We start from the raw sequence: 17,106 nt of genomic DNA, 5'->3' as shown, positions 1-17,106 counted from the left end.
CTGTAGAAGAGTAGCCCCTGCTCTCTACAGGTGTAGAAAGAGGGGGTGACATCGGAGAACCAGGCCCCCGCTCCCACCCGCCGCAGCCCCGCTTCCCCCGCCCGCCGCACCCTGCTCGCCGACGCCGCGCTCGGTGTCCTCGCCGACGCCGGGATGCGCGGCCTCACCCACCGGGCGGTCGACGCCGCCGCAGGCCTGCCCGCGGGCACCACCTCCGCGTACTTCCGCACCCGCTCCGCGCTGCTCACCGCGCTCGTGCGGCGGCTCGTCGAGCTCGACCAGGCCGAACTCGTCACGGCCGCCGAGCACGCCCCCGTACTCCGGACGGCCGACGACCTCGTCCACGGTCTCGCCGCGCTCGTCGCCGCCCGGACGAGCGGCGAAGGGCGGCGCCGGTCCCTCGCCCGCTACGCCTGTGTCCTGGAGAGCGTGCGCGACCCCGAACTGCGGGACATCCTGGTGCCGAGGGAGAACCCGGGGCGCGACGCGGTACGGGCCTTCCTCACCGCCCGGGGCGTGGCGGACCCCGAGGCGCGCACCCTGACCCTGCTCGCCTGCGTCGACGGCCTCGTCCTCGACCGGGTGGTCGCCGGAGCGGACGCGGCGAGCGGCGGGACCGGGGCGATCGAGGGACTCGTGGCCGCGGCCCTCAGGCCGTGACCGCGCGGGCGGCCCGCCCGCTCGCCGATCCGATGTCAGCAATGGAGCAGCCCCGATGGACAGCAGACACAGCGGCGACCGCGGAGACAACGCGGCGTTCGTCTACACGACGTACATCCGCACCACGCCCGACGAGCTGTGGAAGGCGCTCACCGAGCCCGGTCTGACCCGCCGCTACTGGGGCGTGGCCTTCGAGACCGACTGGGCCGTCGGCTCACCCATGGTCTGGGACGAGGGCGGGCGCACCACCTCCGACCCCGACCAGGTGGTCCTCATCGCCGAGCCGGGCCGGATGCTCTCGTACACCTGGCACACCTTCACCCCCGAATGGGCGCAGGCCGTCGGGATCGGCGAGGAGGTGTACGCCCGGCTCCTCGACGAAGGGCGTTCCCGGGTCACGTACACCATCGATCCGGCCGGGGACATGGTGAAACTGACCGTCGTCCACGACGACCTGGTGCCCGGCGGCACGATCCGCGGCCTGGTCGGGGAGGGCTGGCCCGCGCTGATCTCCAGCCTGAAGTCGCTCCTGGAGACGGGCGAGGAGCTTCCCGAGGTCCCGCGCTGAGCCCTCCGTGCCGGTGATCTCCGTGCCGGTGATCTCCGGGCCGAAGACGCCCGCGCCGAAGGCTCCCTCGCCGAAGACCCCCGCGTCGGGATACGGCCTCCGCCCGCCCGGCGCCCCGCCGCCCCTCGTTGGTCCTTTCGAGTCGTCTCGTACGCCTCTCCCGCGCCACGCCCGGTCGGTTGATCATCTTTTCCGCCCTTCGTTCGTTTTGATGGCAGCCGTCAGAGCGGGCCGGCAGCGGTGCGAAGGGACGGGTGTCCGACGTGGTGTCACGCCGAGGCGTCAGAGGATGGAGCGCGCTGTCCGTGGGCGTCGGTCTCGGCGCGGTGCTCGCGCTCAACGCGGCCCAGCCGGCGGCCGCCGGCCGGACCACCGCCCCCGTCGGCACCGCCATGCTCTCGGTCGGCAGCTGCCCGGCCACCGGCGCGCTGTGCACCGCGCGCCGCCGCACCCTCGCCCTCGACGGCCGGAGCCCCACCCTCGACGCCGGTGTGACCGGCCCCCTCGACCTCGCCCTGCGCACCGCCGGACGGTTCGCGGACGTCACCGTCACCGACCACAAGGGCCGCCGGGTCGCCGGCGCGGTGACCCCCGACGGCGCTCGCTGGACCAGCGTCGCGCCGCTCGCCGCCGACGGCCGCTACACCGCACGCCTGGTCGTCGAACGCGGCGACGGCGGACCGCCGGTCACCCAGCGCGCCCGGCTCGCGCTGCGCACCGCGGCGGCGCCCCGGGGCGAGCGGCTCACCGCCACGTTCGGGCCGGGCAGCCGCACGTACGGGGTCGGCCAGCCGCTCACCGCCGAGCTCAGCCACCCCGTCCCCGCCACCGACCCGGAGGGCCGCCGCGCCGTCGAACGCGCCCTCCTCGTCAGCTCCGTCCCCCGCGTCGGGGGCGCCTGGCACTGGGTCGGACCCACCACCCTCCACTACCGGCCGCCCGTCTACTGGCCCGCCCACGCCACCGTCCGCGTCCGCAGCGCCCTCGACAAGGTGCATGTCACCGGCGGGCTCTACGGCGGGCCCTCGGCTCCGCTGACCCTCACCACCGGAGACCGGATCGAGGCCGTCACCGACGTCGCCGCGCACACCCTCACCGTGCTGCGCGACGGCGAGGCCGTCCGCACCGTCCCGGTCACCACCGGCAAGGCCGGCTACCGCACCCGCGGCGGCGTCAAGGTCGTCCTCGGCAAGGAGGCGACGGTCCGCATGCGCGGCGACTCCATCGGCATCGCCCGCGGCAGCGGCGACTTCTTCGACCTGAAGGTGCAGTGGGCCACCCGGGTGACCTGGAGCGGCGAGTATCTGCACGCCGCGCCCTGGTCGCTCGACGCGCAGGGCAGCGAGGACGTCAGCCACGGCTGCACCGGCATGAGCACCGAGGACGCCGCCTGGCTCTACGCCACCCTCCGCGAGGGGGACCTGGTGCGGGTCGTGCACGGTCACGGCGAGGAGATGACCCCGTTCGACAACGGTTACGGCGACTGGAACCTGAGCTGGGCGGAATGGCGGCGCGGCAGCGCCTTCGGCACCGAGGATGCGGGGCCGGGTACCGGGACCGGGCCCGCCGAGGGTCCGCTGACACCCGCACTCTGACGGCGGGGTGCGCATGCACTGGTGCGCTCCACGTGTATGCGCTGCACGGGGTGCGCTACGCCCGGGGCGCGGGAGTCTTCGCCTGCTCCTCCCCCTCGGGGGCGTCCATGAGGTCCACCGGCGTCGCCGGGGCCGGTTCGCCGAGCCGCAGCCGGGGCCGGCGCTGGAGACCCGCGCCGACCAGGATGCCGAGAGCGATCGCCGCGACCGTCACGATGGTGTCGACCAGACTGGCGAGACCGCTGCCGGTGGCGCCCTCGACGATGATCTCGGAGACGCTGGTCAGCCCGACCGCGCCCGGCACGAGCAGCCAGAAGCAGGGCAGGAAGACCACTTGGTCCGGGGTGTGCGCCCGGCGCTCGATCCAGGTCGCCATCGGCGGAAGCAGTACCCCGGCCGCGAACGCGCCGAAGGTCGTCCCGGCGAACTCCGAGGCGGCGGACTGCACCAGACGTTCCGTGAGCAGCGCGGCCAGCAGCCAGCCGGTGACCCGCGGCGGGGCCGAGTGGTACAGCAGGAAGCCGAAACCGAGCAGCAGCACCCCGACCCACGGCGCCCAGGCGCCCAGCGCCTCCGACGGTGGCGCACCCACCGGCCGCGGGCGCAGCAACTGGGTGCCGACCAGGATCCCGAGGGCCAGAAGCAGCAGCACGTTCACCGCCCCGGCAAGCCGCGCGATGCCCGACAGGGCGGCGCCGGTGGCGAGTTCGATCGCGCCGAGGGTGAGCGCGGCGCCGGGCAGGAAGGCGATGAGCGGCGGGATGTAGAGAACGGTCGGCTGTTCGTGCAGGACCGGCCCCGCCCAGCGCAGCGACACCGCCGTGACCAGGACGGCCGCGACCACCGGAAGCGCGGAGCGCGCGGCCGGCAGCCGGTCCCCGAACAGGCGCAGCAGACCGACGGCCGCGCCGAGGACCGTGTATCCCAGGACGGCAGCCACGGTCGCGTGCCGCATGACGCCGAGGCCCACCGTGAGCAGGACATAGCCGAAGACCGTCGCCGCCGGGCTGAACCGCTCCGGCCGCGACCGCCCGGCGGCGAGGGCCGCCCGTACCTCCTCGAACGGCAGCTCCTCCGCCCGCAGCCGCTCGACGAGCGACTGCAGTGCCTCCACCTGGTCCAGACGCAGGTCCGGCCCCTCGACGGGCGAGAAGTCGAGCTCGCCGCCGCGTCCGTCGGGGCCGCCGCCGACCCGTACGAAGAGACCGGTGGGTACGACGAAACAGCGGGCCCGCATGCCGTAGCGGGCGGCGACGTCGTGCAGGATCCGCTCGACCTCGACGGTCCGCTCCCCGGCGCGCAGCAGCTCCGAGCCCAGCTCGCACAGCAGCGCCGCGAGATCCCGCAGCCGTTCCCGCCCGGCGTCCTCCGCCTCGGGCAGGGTCACCGTGTCCGCGGTGCGCCGCCGCCAGGGGCGCAGCCGGCTGCCGAGCGAGGCCGCCCGGCGGACGAGCGCCCGCACATCGAACGAGGACAATTGCCGCATCCCGGAAAGGTAACAGCGCGCCACCCCGCAGGGTGCCGCCTGACGGGGCGCCGGTCAGTCGTTGACGGCGGTGAGCAGCACCACCGCGTCGTCCAGGGCGGCGAGCCCGTTCCGCTCCTTGGGGAGCATCTGGAGCTGGCCCGCCTTCAGCTCCTCCGAACGGCCCGCCTCCGTCAGCCGCACCCGGCCCCGCAGCACCTGGATACTCGCGGCCGGCGGCGCGTTGTGCTCGTCCAGGACCGTGCCCGCGACCAGCGCGATCACGCTCTGCCGGAGCACTCCGTCGTGCATCACCAGATGCGCGCTGCGGCCGTGCGCCGCCGCTCGCGCCTTGGTCAGGTGCTCGTCGGCGAGCGCGGCGAGGTCGAAGGGCACGGGATCCTGCATCGTCTCTCCCTGCGGGGTGCGCGGACGGTACCTCCCAGCCTTGCGCCAACCGCGCGCGGCGCAAGTCGGCGGCCGGACACCCCTCGGGCCTGTCCGGACGATCAGGGTCGGACAGGCGCTAGCCGAGGACCGCCGGCGGCGGGCTCCAGCGCTGCGAGCGCGAGACCGCCGACGACACGCCGTAGTCCTTCCTCAGATGCTCCGGGACGGCGTAGTGCATCACCCGGCCCCGGGTGAGCGAGGACAGTTCGAACACCGTGGTGAGATGCCCGAGCCGGTCGAGCAACCACGCACCGAGCGGCGAGCGGTCCTCGACCGTCTCCAGGACGCCGAGCAGGTGCGGCACCGCCTTCACCACCGTGTCCCACGAGCTGCGGGGGACCTCCAGCCAGTCGGCGCAGGTGTCACCGACGAGATGGCGGATGAGCGCGGACACGATCGGGTCGAAGAAGGTGCCGGGGACGACCTCCTCGTACAGGTCGATCAGCTGGCGGGTGAGCAGCGCGCCGTCGGCCGAGGGCGCCATGTGCCGGATCATGTAGAGGTCGAGGAAACGGCGGGCCTCGTCGAGGTTCTCGGGCACCGCCTCCTGGTCGACGCCGAGCATGGCGCCGACCACCCGCCAGGCGTAGCAGTACGCCTCCGCGCCCTCGGTGGACATATGGATGCCGAGGCGGTGCAGGCTGTCCAGGACCAGCATGGAGAAGAACATCTGCCCGCCGATCATGTCCTCCTGACAGATCGGCACGCCCAGTGCCTCGCCGTCCCAGCGGCCCTCCCGCTTCAGGTGGTGGCGGATGGACGCGTGAAGGAGCCGTACCTTCTGCGCGGCGGGGACGAAGCGGCTGCCCGCCTCGAAGGCGTCCGGCCGCATCAGATACAGCGTGAACTGGCCGGTTTCCGCCATCCGCTTCGCCGGGTACTTCAGGCCGTGCGTGGTCGCGAGCAGTTTCGCCACATGCGGGACGAGATAGCACGCGGGCATCGCGGCGAACGACAGCGCCGTGGTGATGTGCACGTCGTTGTCGGCGAAGAAGAGCCGGGCCTTCTCCATCTCGCCCCAGTCGACCCAGTCCGGCGCGGCACTCGTGGCCTGCAGATACTCGCGGGCCACCTCCGGCAGCCCGTCCGGCAGCGGGGCGCCGGCCGTGGAGACGTACCGCATCAGGGTGTTGAACTTTCCGACCTCCCCGCGCTCGAAGAGGGTGGCGACCGTGGCGTCGGCGAGCTCGTCGCCGGCCAGACGCAGGGCGTCCATCGAGGCCTCGGTGGGGATCATGCGGGACTCCTTCGGAGCAGAGCGGTCAGGAAAGGCGGGCCGAGGCCGAATGGGCCAGTGAGGTGAGCGCGGCGACGGTGGCGGGCGGCGCGTCGAGTCCGTCGAGCGCACCGAGGGCCTCCTCGACCCGCGCCGCGATCATGGCCTCCACGCGCTCCGGCGCCCGCAGCCCGCGCATCAGGGCGCGCACCTCGTCCAGACCGCCCCGGCCCTCGCCGGCGTCCTCGCCACGGTCCTCGCCGCCGCCCTCGTCGTCGTTCTCCTCGTCGAGCAGCGCGGCCAGCCGCCCGCGCTGGACGCGGTCCGCGAGCCGCCAGGTCTCGGCGAGCAGCGCGGTGGGGCGCCGGCCCCGCAGGTCGTCGGCGTTGGCCTTGCCCGTACGCGCCGGGTCGCCGAACAGCCCGAGCAGGTCGTCCCGCAGCTGGAACGCCTCCCCGAGCGGCAGCCCGTACGCCGAGTAGCCCTCGCTCAGACGCGGCGCGGCCCCCGCGAGGGTGCCGCCGATCAGCAGCGGGTGCTCCACCGTGTACTTGGCGGTCTTGTAGCGCACCACCTTGAGCGATTCCGCAGTGTCCGGCACCGCGCCCGTGCGCAGGATCTCCAGGCACTCGCCCGCGACCAGCTCCCGCGCGAGCGCCGCCCACAGCGGGCGGGCCCGGGAGAGATACGCGGCGGGCAGCCCGCTGGTCACGAACAGCTGCCCGGCCAGTGACATCAGCAGGTCCCCGACGAGCATCGCCAGGGACCGGGCGGCGGCCCCCGCCCGCGGATGGTGCGGTACGGCGTCCCGCAGCGCCCTGTGCGTGGTGGGCCGGCCGTGGCGCAGCGCACTGGCGTCGATCAGGTCGTCGTGCACCACGGCCGCGGCGTGCACCAGCTCCATGGACGCCGCCGCCCGCAGCAGCGCGTCGCTGTCCGGCTGTCCGCCGCCCCGCCAGCCCCAGTAACAGAACGCCGCCCGCAGCCGCTTGCCGTGCGCGACCGCCGCCTCCAGCTGCGCGGCCACCGGCCCGAGCGACGGGTCGACCTCCACCAGGAGGTCGGCCTCGTCGGCCACGAAACGGTGCAGGATCTCGTCGATCCGGGCCCGGAAGACGCCCGGCTCCCAGGGCTCAGCCGTCATCGCCCGCCCGCTCCGGACCGCCGCCGGCCGCCGTCGCGGCCTCCGTCCGCCGCCGGCTCAGGACGTGCTGGGCGAGCACCTCCAGATGCGCCGGCGGCACCGTCGCGTACCGGTCCAGGGCAAGGCGCCCGCGGGCCCGCAGGTCCTGCTCGGCGTCCTCGACGAGCTGCGTCGTGTCGGAGCGCCGCAGCAGCCCCCGTACCGTCCCGAGGGCCGAGCCCAGGGTGCTCACCGCCAGGTCCGCGAGCCCCGCCACCAGCAGCACCGCCTGCTCGTCCCTGCTCTCCCGTGTCACACCGTTCCCCGCTCTCCGCGCTCCGCCGTGGTCGGGCACCAGGGTGCGGGCGTGCGGGGCCGCGGGTGCGGGGAACTCACCAACGGGTGAAACGGATCAGGCCACGTCGAGGCGGACGGACTGACGGACGGGTCAGGCCACGTCAGGGGAGCCGGGGACCAGCGCGCCCGTCAGATGCGCGTACGCCACCCGCGCGTGCAGCCGCACCCCCGTCACCAGGGTGTCGTCGTCCGCGTAGAAGTGCGGGTTGTGGTTGGTGACCAGCCCCCGGCCGCCGGGGACCGGCACCGGCCGGCCCGCCTCGTCGAGCGTGGCGTCCTGGACGCCGAGCGTGACGTAGAGGCCGCCGAAGCGGTTCACGAACTCCGACACGTCGTCGTACCCGAGGGTGGCCCCGGTCTCCACCACCCGCTCCTCGCCGACCACCTGACGGAGCGTCGGCAGCGCCGCCGCCACCCACGCGGCGGTGTTGTGCACCGGCGGCACCGGCTGCAGGAAGTCCACGGCGGCCGTCGCCCCGTACGCCGCCGCCGTGTGCTCGGCGAGCGTGGCGAGGCGCCGCTGCACCTCGGCCATGTCCGACTCCACCGCGCAGCGCACCGTGCCCCACAGGGTGACCGTCTGGCCGATGATGTTGAACCGGCCCACGTCCTCCACATGCCCGATCGTCACGGTCACCGGGTCGAAGGCCGAGACCTGACGGTAGATCTGGCCGATTCCGGTGAGGATGCCGCCCGCCGCCGGCATCGGGTCGATGCCCTGCCAGGGCGTGGAGCCGTGCACCTGGTGGCCGGTGACGACGATCCGTACCAGCGTCGACGCCGCGTACTGGTTGCCGACCCGGTAGCCCACGTACCCCTTCGGATACGGGATGACGTGCATGCCGAAGACCATGCTCGGCACCGGATCGGCGAACGCGCCCGCCGCCAGCATGGCCCGCGCCCCTCCGTCCTCGGTGACCGGCGGACCCTCTTCGGCCGGCTGGAAGACGAACAGGACGGTCCCGGGCAGCCGCTCGCGCGCCCCGGCGAGCACCGTCGCCGCGCCCATCAGCATCGCGGTGTGACAGTCGTGCCCGCAGGCGTGCGACACCGGGAACGGGCCGCCCGGATAGTCCGGGTCGACCGTCTCCGACGCGAAGTCGGCCCCGCACAGGTCACGCACCGGAAGGGCGTCGATGTCCGCGCGCAGGGCGACGGTGCGCGCACCCGGAAGCCCGCCGCGCAGCACCCCCACGACCCCGTGGCCCGCGATCCCGGTGCGCACCTCGTCGAGCCCGAGCGCGCGCAGATGGTCGGCGACCAGCGCCGCCGTCTTCTCCTCGCGGTTGGGTAGTTCGGGGTTACGGTGCAGATGCCGCCGCCAGGCGACGACCTGCCCGGCCTCCTCCCGGGCCGCCCGGTCGAGCGCGGCGCGGTTCTCGTCGTGCGTCGGTTCCGTCGTCGGTTCCGTGCTCACCAGGGCCTCCGTCGGGCGCGGTTCGGGGGATGGACGTCCCGCTCGTGCCCAGCCTGGCACGCCACGGCCGCCCTCGGGGTGAGGACGGCCGTCCGGTGCACCAGGTCAGGCGCCCGGGAACACCGGTGCCGCGCGCTCGATGATCGCCGCGGTGTCCACCCCCTGCGGCAGGGTGCCGAAGGCGATGCCCCAGTCGCCGTCGAGGCGGGAGGCGCAGAAGGCGTCGGCGATCGCCGGGTGCCCGTGGCGGACGAGCAGCGAGCCCTGGAGGACCAGGGCGAGGTGCTCGACCAGCCGGCGGGCCCGGAACTGCAGGGCCGTCGGATCGCCGAGGCCGGCCAGGTCCTTGCGGAGCCGGGCGATCGCCGCGTCCAGGCGCCGGTTGGCGCCGGCCGCGCGGTCCACCTCGGCGAAGAAGGCCTCCACGGCGGCCGGCTGCTTCGCCATCGCGCGCAGAACGTCGAGCGCGGCCACGTTGCCGGAGCCCTCCCAGATGGAGGGCAGCGGCGCCTCGCGGTAGAGCCGGGGCAGGTCCGATTCCTCCGCGTACCCGTTGCCGCCCAGGCATTCCAGCGCCTCGGCCGCGTGCGAGGGGGCCCGCTTGCACACCCAGTACTTGGTGACGGCGAGGCCGAGCCGGCGCAGCTGGTCCTCCTCGGCGTCACCGGCGGCGGCCCGGTCCACCGCGCCCGCGAGCCGCAGCGCGGCGACCGTCGCGGCCTCGGCCTCGACCGCCAGGTCGGCGAGCACATTGGTCATCAGCGGCTGCTCGACGAGCCGGGCGCCGAACGCGCTGCGGTGGGTGGCGTGGTGCACCGCCTGCACCAGACCGAGCCGCATCCCGGACGCCGAACTGATCGCGCAGTCGAGCCGGGTCATGTTCACCATCTGGATGATGGTGGCGACCCCGCGGCCCTCCTCGCCGACGAGCCGCCCGAGGGCGCCCTCGTACTCGATCTCGCTGGAGGCGTTGGACCGGTTGCCCAGCTTCTCCTTCAGCCGCTGCAGCCGGATCGCGTTGCGCGAGCCGTCCGGAAGCACCCGCGGCACCAGGAAGCAGGACAGCCCGCCGGGCGCCTGGGCGAGGGTGAGGAAGACGTCCGACATCGGCGCGGAGGTGAACCACTTGTGCCCGGTCAGCGCGTACATCCCCGGCTCACCCGTGGGCACCGCGCGGGTCGTGTTGGCGCGCACGTCCGAGCCGCCCTGCTTCTCGGTCATCGACATCCCGGCGATGATGCCGCGCTTCTCCGTCGGCACCCGCAGCCCGAAGTCGTACGTCCCGGAGGTCAGCAGCGGCTCGTAGACGGCGGCCAGTTCCGGCTCGGCGCGCAGCGCGGGCACGGCGGCGTACGTCATCGAGATCGGACACAGGTGCCCGGCGTCGGCCTGGCCCCAGACGAACACCTTCGCGGCGCGCGCCACATGCGCGCCCGGCCGCTCGTCGGCCCACGGCGCCGCGTGCAGCCCGTGGCGTACGGCCGTCGTCATCAGCTCGTGCCAGTACGGGTGGAACTCGACCTCGTCGATCCGGTGTCCGTAGCGGTCATGGGTGCGCAGGACGGGGGAGTGGCGCTCGGCGAGCCGCCCCCACTCCTGGGCCCGCGCGTCACCGGCGAGCCTGCCGAGTTCGCGCAGCTCGTCCTCGGCCCAGCCCGCGCCCTCGCGGCGCAGCGACTCCAGGAGCGCCGGGTCGCCGGCGACGTCGTAACCGGTGAGCGGCGGAACTTGGTTGGTGACCTCATGCGTGGTCGGCATCGGGAACTCCCAGGGCTCGCAGGGTGAAGGTGACCAGTGCGGGGACGGTGCCGGGCTCGGGGGCCCCGCCCGTCAGGGGGCCGATCAGCGCCTCCGCGCCCGCGCCGACGAGCGCGGAGGCGGTCAGGGCCGCGTCCTGGGGCGGCAGTTCGCCGCTTCGGACGCCGGCCGTGATCCGTTCGGCGAAGACATCGCGGAAGGCGCGCCGGAAGACCAGCCGTTCGGTGTCGACGGCCGGGTCGACCGGCTCGGCGAGCAGCGCGTAGGCGAGGCGCGGCGCCTTCAGGGCGCGGCGCGCGAAGGTCTCGATGACCGCCACGACCCGGTCGGCGGCCGTACGGTGCGAGGCGAGGGCCGCGGCCTCGGTCACCGCGGCCACCTCGCGCTCCACGACCGTCCGGAACAGCTCGACGGAGAGCTCGGCCTTGCTGGGGAAGTGGCGGTACACGCTTCCGGTGGCGATGCCCGCCCGCGCGGCGACGGCGGCGACGGTGCAGCCGGCGTAGCCGTGCTCGGCGAGCAGACCGAGGCCCGCCTCGACGACGGCGGTGCGCTGTGCGTCGAGACGGGCCTGGACCGCGGGCGTGCGTCGGTAGACCATGGAAGAAGTGAAGCAGTGATTCACACCTTCAGCAAGGCTTCGCGCGCACCCTCGCGGGGGGCGTGGACCGGGGAGGAGACAGGCCCGGCCCGGCCTGTATCACGGTCAGCCGGTGAAGATCTCCGTGAGCGACCACAGGGCCAGACCGGCCATGCAGACGCCGCCGATCCGCTGCACCGTCTTGAGCGGGACCTTCTTGGCGATGAACCGGCCCGCGACCAGGGCGAGCGCCGAGACCGACATCAGGGCGGCGGCGGAGCCGATGGCGGTCGACCAGGTGCCGTTGGTGGCGGCGAGGTTGGCGGTGGTGATCTGGGTCAGGTCGCCCCACTCGCTGATGAACACGGCCATGAAGGCGGTCGAGTAGACCGGCCAGAAGCCGGTGACCGTCCTGCCGCCGGCCTCGTCCTCGTTGTCGTCGTCCCCGCCGCCGCGCAGCAGCATGAAGGCGCCGAAGCCGAACATGAGGGCCGAGACCAGCTTGACGGTCCAGTGGGGCAGGAGGCCGATGAGGCTGCCGGCGCCGACGGCGATGGCGACGTGCACGACGAACGCCGTCGAGGTGCCGAACCACACGTACAGCGGACGCATGCGCGTGCCCATCGCGAGCGACGCGAACATCGTCTTGTCGGGGAGCTCGGCGAGGAAGATCAGCCCGAAGGCGGTGACGATCGCCAAGGGGTCGAGATGCATAACCGGGGAGGCTCTCTGCTCGGACCGGGCCCGGGACCGACACGCTGCCTCGACGGGCGACGGGAGGACCACTCGGCCCGGCATGACGAACCACGTCCACGGGACGCGGACGCGGCGTACTGCCTGGCCGAAGGTCTCGCCCGTCCGCGCTGTCCGCGCGGACCCGGTCACCGGGAACCCGGGGGTTCCAGTGTGTCGACGACCGGTTCGCAGGGCTACTCCCCTTCGCTGCGGTCCAGTGTAACGGACGCGATCTCCGGTCTCCGTAGACGCTGTCTACGAAGATCGGTGAAGGTAGTAGACAGTGTCTACGGGTGTCGGATAGACAATCCTTCATGCCCGCAGACGCACCACACCGCCCCGAAGCCGAAGCCGAAGCCGAAGCCGAAGCCGATGTCGATGTCGATGTCGACATCGACGCCGAAACCGCCGAGGAGTCGCTGCGCGACCGGCTCGTCCGCACCGGCGTCGCGCTCGTCGACGCCGAGGGCGCCCAGGCCCTTACCCTCCGGGAGATCGCCCGGCGCGCCGGGGTCTCCCACGGCGCGCCCCGCCGCCACTTCCCGACCCACCTCGACCTGCTGTCCGCCATCGCCCGCGAGGGCTTCCGTGAACTGGGGGAGCGGGTGGCGGCCGCGGACGACCCGGCGGGCGCTCCGCGCGCCCGCGTCGCGGCCCTCGCCCGCTGCTACCTCGACTTCGCGCAGACGCGCGGCGGGATGTACGAGCTGATGTTCCGGCACGACCTCCTGGAGAGCGGCCGGCTCGGCCTGCGCGACACCAGCCTCCCGCTCTTCACCCACTTCGCCGGCCTGGTCGCCGCCGCCCGCCCGGACACCGCAGACTCCGACGCCGACTCCGGTTTTGACCCCGTCACCGCCACCGGTGCCCTGTGGGCCAACCTCCACGGCCTCGCCCAGCTCTGGCGCTGGGGCAGCCTGCGCCTCGCCACCGGCGCGGACGACATGGCGCCGCTGCTCGCCGCCACGCTCGACGCCCACCTCGGTCCGGCGGCAGGTCCGGCGGCAGGTCCGTCGGCCGGACCGTCCGCCGGACCGGCCGGGGGCCCGCGATGAGCCGACACCGCCGCCCCGTCGCCCTCGCCTGCAGCGTCGTCGGCGCCGCCGTCGTCGCCCTCGACGGCACGGTGCTGACGATCGCCCAGCCCGTGCTCCAGCGCGACCTCGGCACCGGCACCGGACAGGTGCAGTGGACCAGCACCGGCTATCTGGTCGCCGTCGCGAGCCTGCTGGTCTTCGCCGGCCGGCTCGGCGACCGCTACGGGCACCGCCGCCTCTTCGTCCTCGGCTGCCTCGGCTTCGCCGCCACCTCCGCCGGTATCGCCGCCGCGCCCGGGATCGGATGGGTGATCGGCCTGCGCGTGCTCCAGGGCGTGGCCGGCGCGCTGCTCCAGCCCGCGACCCTCGGCATGCTGCGCGCCGCCTATCCGCCGGACCGGCTCGGCATGCCCGTCGCCGTGCGCACCAGCGCCATCGGCCTCGCCGCCGCGGCCGGGCCGCTGGTCGGCGGCGCGCTCGTCGACTCGTACGGCTGGCGCGCGGTGTTCCTCATCGGCGTCGCACCGACCCTCGGCGTCGCGCTCCTGGGCCTCGCCGTCCCGTACGAGGCGGCCGGGCCGTGTCCTCCGGATCGTGGCCCGGGCCGCGTCCCCTCGCACGGCGCCCCAGCTGATCCCCACAGGCCCGGAGCGGCCGGCGAGACCGCATGCCGCGTCGCTCCGGCAGCCTCGCGCGCCAAGCGCACCGGCGCCGCGCGGCGGACCGAGCCCGCGGGACACTCCCTGGCTTCGCCGGTGGTACCCCGGCCCGGGAGAGGCTCTGGAGCAGCCGCGGCGGCCCGTCCGGCCGACCGCACCGACCAGGGCCGCCCCCGTCACGCCCCCACCGGCCTCCAGGCCCTCGACCTCCCCGGCGCCACGCTGCTCGGCCTCGCCCTCGCCGCCCTCGTCCAGGGGCTCGTCCACGGGCCCGCCGCCGGCGCCCTGCCCGCGCTCGCCGTCGCCGTGGTGGCCGGGACCGCCTTCGTCCGGCACGAGCGGCGCTCCCCGCGGCCCCTCGTGCCGCCGGGGATGCTGCGGCCCGGGCCGGTCGCCGCCGGGCTCGGGGCGCTGCTCGCGGCGTCGGCCGCGCTGTCCGGCACGCTGTTCACCGCCACGTACCTCTTCCAGGACACCCTCGGACTCGGTCCGCTGCCGACCGCGCTGCGCATGGTGCCGGTCGCCCTCCTCATGATCGTCGGCGCGCCGGTCAGCGCCGTCCTCGCCAAGCGGTACGGCGCCCGGCGCACGGCCGCCGGAGGGGCCGGGCTGCTCGCCGCCGGGGTGCTGCTGCTCGCCCGGCCCGAGGTCACCGGCTCCGCGCTCGCCACCGGCGGCTGCGCGGCGCTGATCGGCGCCGGCTTCGGGGCGGTGATGGTGACGGCCACCTCCGTGGTCGTGCACCGGGCCGCCGAGGAGCACGCCGGAGTGGCCGGCGGGCTCCAGCAGACCGCGATGAACACCGGGCCCGTCCTCGGCGTCGCCCTCGCCACCGTGCTCCTGCCGGCCGGCGCCGCCCTGCCCGCCCTCGCCGCGGCCGCCGCGCTCGCGGTCCCGGCCGCCCTCGCCCTGCCGGGACCCGGCCCGGCCGCCGAAGAGGCCACCGGACATGCCACCGGACACGCCAGCGGGACCGCCGCACCAGGCCCCGCCGCCGCCCCGAACGTACGATCATGAGATGCCCCTCGGTGGTCACCGCGTTCCCGGCACGACGGGGACGCGCACCCAGTTCAACCTCGGCCTCGGGCTGCCCTTCCTGGCCCTCGCCCTGGTGGTCATCGCCGACCTCGTCGGCGCCGAGACCCAGCACTTCGACCGTCTGCTCGTGATCGGGCCGGCACTCGCCGCCATCACCTGGAACGTGCGCGGCACCCTCGCCGTGGGCGTCCTCGCCATGGTGCTCCGGCTGGTCCTGGCCGTTGCCCAGGGCGACCCGGCAAGCGACATCATCTCCGCCGAACTCGTCTTGGCCGCCGTCATCGCCGCGTCCGTCTGGGTGAGCGAGGTCCGCACCCGCTACGAGCGCGACCTGAGCGAGGTGACGGCCGTCGCCGAGGTCGTCCAGCGGGTGCTGCTGCGCCCGCTGGCCCCTCGCCTCGGCCGGGTCGAGATGCATCTGCTGTACGTCTCCGCCGCCGCCAAAGCCCGGATCGGCGGCGACTTCTACGAGGCCGTACAGGTCCCCGGTGGCGTCCGGGTCATGCTCGGCGACGTCCAGGGCAAGGGCCTCGGCGCCGTCGAGACCGCCTCCGTGCTGCTCGGCTCCTACCGGGCCGCCGTGGCCGACGCGCCCGACCTGGCGGCGCTCGCCGACCGCCTCGAAGAGGGCCTGCGGCAGTACGGGGCCTGGGACCCCGACTCCGACGCGGCCGAACGCTTCGCGACCGTCCTGCTCCTCGAACTGCCCGACGACGAGGACGTCGTCCGCCTGCTCAGCTGCGGACACCCCGCCCCGCTGCTCCAGCACGACGGCCGGGTCCGGCCGGTCGCCTTCACCGCCCCGTCCCTGCCGGTCAACCTCGCGGGCCTGTACGCCTCACGGCATGTCGTCGAGGAGGCCCCCTTCGGGCCCGGCGACCGGCTGCTGCTGTTCACCGACGGCGTCAGCGAGACCCGCGACCGGGCCGGCGACTTCTACCCCCTGCGCGAGCGGCTCGGTGCCTGGGCCGCCGAACCCGCCGACCGCGTGCTGCCGCTGCTCCACCACGACCTCGCCGACTACGGCGCGGCCGGCCTCGACGACGACGTGGCCGCGCTGCTCCTCGTACGCCCGCCGGCACCGGCTGCCCTCCCCGAACCGGCCACCCCTGAAGCGGCGCGCTGACGGGCGGGCGGGACCACCGATCGTGCACCGGCCGACGGCCGTCACGCCGACGCTTCCTTCGCCGTCCGCCACGGGCCGTGGTGCACGTACCGCCGGACGGGACGGGAGGAACGGGTGCACGTGCCCGACCGGAACGCCTTCGGCCCGTTCCTCGGCGAAGCCGTCACGGAGGCTGATGCCACCGGCGTCGCCGCATGCGGCCTGCGGGCCACCGACGGGCCGCTCGATCCCGGCGCCGCCCGGCTCACCACCGGGATCGAACTTCTCGCCCGACGGGCGTCGGCGCATGATCGGCGCGCCCGAGGGCCCCCCGCGGTGCTCGTGCTGCCGCTGGGCCGAGCGGCGCGGCCGTACGGAGGGGGCGGCCCGGGCGAACGGCCCGGGACCCTCGCCCGCGGCCTCGCCACCGACCTCACCCGCGGTGGTCCACGCCGGAGACGCCAGGACCAGGCCGTCCGCCGTGCAGAGGCGGCCGGGCGTGCGCACCGTCCGGGCGATGATCGGGGCGAGGGCACCCGCCAGGATGGAGGCGAGCTGGGATCGCCCGGCCCCCTGCGCGGGAGGCGCCGTGCCGGGCACGGCCGCCGCCGTGGCGCGAGCGGTGCCTGCCCGGTACCGCCGGGCCCCGCGCGGGAGGCGCGTACCCCCGCCGTCAGACCCGGTACGGCGTGTTCGCCTCGGCCCAGTCCGCGAGGGCCCGGGCGCACTCGGCGACCGATTCGCGCCAGCTGCGGCCCGCGCCCTCGCCCGCCTCGTCGCTCACGTGCTTGACCATCCGCAGCGGCACCCCGGCGAGCGCGGCGGCCGACGCGAGGGCGTAGCCCTCCATGTCCACCAGGGCGGCCCGCGCCGCGAGCCGCTCGCGCGTCGCCTCGTCCGCGATGAACGCGTCGCCGGTCGCGAGCACCACCTCACCGCCGGCGGGCAGGGTGATCGGCGCGCCGTACGTCTCGCCGGTGAGGGTCGCGAGCAGCGCCCCGTCGAAGTCGTGCTGGACGACGGTGCCGACGACATGGGTGCCGGTCCAGCCGGGACGCAGCGCGCCCGCCGTGCCGAGGTTGACGATTTCGGAGGGGCGGGTGCCGCGCCCGAGGACGGAGGCGAGCGCCGTCGCCGCGTTGACCTTGCCCATGCCGGTCAGCAGCACCGGCAGGTCGGTGTCCAGGTGCTGTGCCTCCTCCTTGACCGCGAGGACGAGCAGGGGACGGCCGGCGGTGATCTCACCCATGAGTTCCATGCGGGCCACGCTACCCGGTGCCGCGCCACCGGCCCTGATCGGAGCAGGTCAGGGCCGGTGCGAGGCCGAGGCCGGGGCCGGGTCA

The 17,106-nt window shown here is 74.8% G+C and carries 16 protein-coding genes; 6 read left to right on the top strand and 10 right to left on the bottom strand.

Going from position 1 to position 17,106, the window contains the following annotated elements; all coding sequences use genetic code 11:
• Positions 1–45 precede the first annotated feature (45 nt).
• The 3 genes from AB0C73_RS14150 (at position 46) to AB0C73_RS14140 (ending at position 2,823) form a co-directional block, all read left to right on the top strand.
• A complete protein-coding gene (locus AB0C73_RS14150) occupies positions 46–660 on the top strand; it encodes a TetR family transcriptional regulator (protein ID WP_362528872.1) in 615 nt (204 codons plus the stop codon).
• A gap of 55 nt (positions 661–715) precedes the next feature.
• A complete protein-coding gene (locus AB0C73_RS14145) occupies positions 716–1,228 on the top strand; it encodes an SRPBCC family protein (protein WP_362528869.1) in 513 nt (170 codons plus the stop codon).
• A 305-nt stretch (positions 1,229–1,533) separates the two neighbouring features.
• Positions 1,534–2,823 carry an Ig-like domain-containing protein gene (locus AB0C73_RS14140; RefSeq protein ID WP_362528866.1) on the top strand — a complete coding sequence of 430 codons (1,290 nt, stop codon included), beginning with the start codon at positions 1,534–1,536 and terminating at the stop codon, positions 2,821–2,823.
• 55 nt (positions 2,824–2,878) lie between these two features.
• On the opposite strand, the gene AB0C73_RS14135 is transcribed toward AB0C73_RS14140, so the two are convergent.
• From AB0C73_RS14135 to AB0C73_RS14095, 9 genes are all read right to left on the bottom strand, one after another.
• Entirely contained in the window at positions 2,879–4,309 is a 1,431-nt protein-coding gene (locus AB0C73_RS14135; RefSeq protein WP_362528864.1) for a threonine/serine exporter family protein, read from the bottom strand.
• A 54-nt stretch (positions 4,310–4,363) separates the two neighbouring features.
• A complete protein-coding gene (locus AB0C73_RS14130) occupies positions 4,364–4,696 on the bottom strand; it encodes a cupin (RefSeq protein WP_362528861.1) in 333 nt (110 codons plus the stop codon).
• 118 nt (positions 4,697–4,814) lie between these two features.
• Complete coding sequence (locus AB0C73_RS14125) at positions 4,815–5,975, bottom strand: oxygenase MpaB family protein (RefSeq protein WP_362528859.1); 1,161 nt, start codon at positions 5,973–5,975, stop codon at positions 4,815–4,817.
• 25 nt (positions 5,976–6,000) lie between these two features.
• Positions 6,001–7,098, bottom strand: coding sequence for a polyprenyl synthetase family protein (locus AB0C73_RS14120; RefSeq protein WP_362528857.1), 1,098 nt, complete (start codon positions 7,096–7,098; stop codon positions 6,001–6,003).
• Entirely contained in the window at positions 7,088–7,393 is a 306-nt protein-coding gene (locus AB0C73_RS14115; protein WP_362528854.1) for a polyprenyl synthetase, read from the bottom strand. Before AB0C73_RS14115 ends, AB0C73_RS14120 begins: the two co-directional genes overlap by 11 nt.
• Positions 7,394–7,525: 132 nt before the next feature.
• On the bottom strand, positions 7,526–8,851 hold the full coding sequence (locus AB0C73_RS14110; protein WP_362528851.1) for an amidohydrolase: 1,326 nt from the start codon (positions 8,849–8,851) through the stop codon (positions 7,526–7,528).
• Positions 8,852–8,956: 105 nt separating this feature from the next.
• Positions 8,957–10,609 (bottom strand): acyl-CoA dehydrogenase family protein, encoded by a 1,653-nt coding sequence (locus AB0C73_RS14105; protein ID WP_362528849.1) that lies wholly within the window; start codon positions 10,607–10,609, stop codon positions 8,957–8,959.
• Positions 10,593–11,210, bottom strand: a complete 618-nt coding sequence (locus AB0C73_RS14100) for a TetR/AcrR family transcriptional regulator (RefSeq protein WP_362528846.1) — start codon at positions 11,208–11,210, stop codon at positions 10,593–10,595. The genes AB0C73_RS14105 and AB0C73_RS14100 overlap by 17 nt, the downstream gene beginning before the upstream one ends.
• 105 nt (positions 11,211–11,315) lie before the next feature.
• Positions 11,316–11,903, bottom strand: coding sequence for a TMEM165/GDT1 family protein (locus AB0C73_RS14095; RefSeq protein WP_362528844.1), 588 nt, complete (start codon positions 11,901–11,903; stop codon positions 11,316–11,318).
• Between the two features lie 335 nt (positions 11,904–12,238).
• On the opposite strand from AB0C73_RS14095, the gene AB0C73_RS14090 reads away from it, so the two are divergent.
• From AB0C73_RS14090 to AB0C73_RS14080, 3 genes are read left to right on the top strand one after another with little or no spacing between them, the layout of a single operon-like run.
• Positions 12,239–12,979: a TetR/AcrR family transcriptional regulator gene (locus AB0C73_RS14090; protein WP_362528841.1), complete on the top strand. Its 741-nt coding sequence runs from the start codon at positions 12,239–12,241 to the stop codon at positions 12,977–12,979.
• Positions 12,976–14,637: an MFS transporter gene (locus AB0C73_RS14085; RefSeq protein ID WP_362528840.1), complete on the top strand. Its 1,662-nt coding sequence runs from the start codon at positions 12,976–12,978 to the stop codon at positions 14,635–14,637. Before AB0C73_RS14090 ends, AB0C73_RS14085 begins: the two co-directional genes overlap by 4 nt.
• Before the next feature lies 1 nt (position 14,638).
• Positions 14,639–15,784, top strand: a complete 1,146-nt coding sequence (locus AB0C73_RS14080; protein ID WP_362528838.1) for a PP2C family protein-serine/threonine phosphatase — start codon at positions 14,639–14,641, stop codon at positions 15,782–15,784.
• A 652-nt stretch (positions 15,785–16,436) separates the two neighbouring features.
• Here AB0C73_RS14080 and AB0C73_RS14075 read toward each other — a convergent pair.
• A complete protein-coding gene (locus AB0C73_RS14075) occupies positions 16,437–17,021 on the bottom strand; it encodes a nucleosidase (protein WP_362528835.1) in 585 nt (194 codons plus the stop codon).
• Positions 17,022–17,106 lie beyond the last annotated feature (85 nt).

Source organism: Streptomyces sp. NPDC048623 (assembly GCF_040650755.1).
In the GTDB taxonomy this organism is placed as follows: domain Bacteria; phylum Actinomycetota; class Actinomycetes; order Streptomycetales; family Streptomycetaceae; genus Streptomyces.
The sequence above is the reverse complement of the archived record's forward strand: the minus strand, read 5'-3'. Positions and strand labels throughout refer to the sequence as shown.

What these genes read in the sequence shown, in the direction of transcription:
- AB0C73_RS14145 (WP_362528869.1), top strand. Translation starts at nt 716, where the DNA reads ATGGACAGCAGACACAGCGGCGACCGCGGAGACAACGCGGCGTTCGTC.
- AB0C73_RS14135 (WP_362528864.1), bottom strand. Translation starts at nt 4,309, where the DNA reads ATGCGGCAATTGTCCTCGTTCGATGTGCGGGCGCTCGTCCGCCGGGCG.
- AB0C73_RS14130 (WP_362528861.1), bottom strand. Translation starts at nt 4,696, where the DNA reads ATGCAGGATCCCGTGCCCTTCGACCTCGCCGCGCTCGCCGACGAGCAC.
- AB0C73_RS14125 (WP_362528859.1), bottom strand. Translation starts at nt 5,975, where the DNA reads ATGATCCCCACCGAGGCCTCGATGGACGCCCTGCGTCTGGCCGGCGAC.
- AB0C73_RS14120 (WP_362528857.1), bottom strand. Translation starts at nt 7,098, where the DNA reads ATGACGGCTGAGCCCTGGGAGCCGGGCGTCTTCCGGGCCCGGATCGAC.
- AB0C73_RS14105 (WP_362528849.1), bottom strand. Translation starts at nt 10,609, where the DNA reads ATGCCGACCACGCATGAGGTCACCAACCAAGTTCCGCCGCTCACCGGT.
- AB0C73_RS14100 (WP_362528846.1), bottom strand. Translation starts at nt 11,210, where the DNA reads ATGGTCTACCGACGCACGCCCGCGGTCCAGGCCCGTCTCGACGCACAG.
- AB0C73_RS14095 (WP_362528844.1), bottom strand. Translation starts at nt 11,903, where the DNA reads ATGCATCTCGACCCCTTGGCGATCGTCACCGCCTTCGGGCTGATCTTC.
- AB0C73_RS14090 (WP_362528841.1), top strand. Translation starts at nt 12,239, where the DNA reads ATGCCCGCAGACGCACCACACCGCCCCGAAGCCGAAGCCGAAGCCGAA.
- AB0C73_RS14085 (WP_362528840.1), top strand. Translation starts at nt 12,976, where the DNA reads ATGAGCCGACACCGCCGCCCCGTCGCCCTCGCCTGCAGCGTCGTCGGC.
- AB0C73_RS14080 (WP_362528838.1), top strand. Translation starts at nt 14,639, where the DNA reads ATGCCCCTCGGTGGTCACCGCGTTCCCGGCACGACGGGGACGCGCACC.
- AB0C73_RS14075 (WP_362528835.1), bottom strand. Translation starts at nt 17,021, where the DNA reads ATGGAACTCATGGGTGAGATCACCGCCGGCCGTCCCCTGCTCGTCCTC.